This is a genomic window from Deinococcus pimensis DSM 21231, from assembly GCF_000519345.1.
Classification (GTDB): domain Bacteria; phylum Deinococcota; class Deinococci; order Deinococcales; family Deinococcaceae; genus Deinococcus_A; species Deinococcus_A pimensis.
This window is the reverse complement of record NZ_KI912635.1, coordinates 39,475-39,810: the sequence shown is the minus strand read 5'-3', so window position 1 is coordinate 39,810 and position 336 is coordinate 39,475. Positions and strand designations below refer to the sequence as shown.

The 336-nt window shown below is 74.4% G+C and carries 1 protein-coding gene; it reads right to left on the bottom strand.

Translation table 11 applies throughout. From position 1 onward, the window contains the following. Window positions 1-336 (bottom strand): cobalamin-dependent protein (locus tag DEIPI_RS29320; RefSeq protein WP_045233841.1); only part of this gene is annotated, 336 nt, incomplete at both ends.

Here is a 336-nt window from a genome sequence, read left to right as displayed (position 1 = left end):
CTCGGCGCGCAGCGCCTCGACGAGCTGCGGCACGAGGGTCCTGTGCCCGGCGGCCTGGGAGCTCACGCCGACGACGTGCACGTCGTTCTCGACGGCCTGCCGGGCGGCCTCCTCGGGTGTCTGGAAGAGGGGACCGACGTCCACGTCGAAGCCGAGGTCGGCGAAGGCGGTCGCGATGACCTTCGCGCCGCGGTCGTGGCCGTCCTGGCCCATCTTCACGACGAGCATGCGGGGGCGGCGGCCCTCCTCGCGGGCGAAGGCCTCGATGTCGGCGCGCACCGCCTCGAAGCCCTCGTCGCCCGCGTAGCCCTGCGCGTACACGCCGCTCAGGGTCCG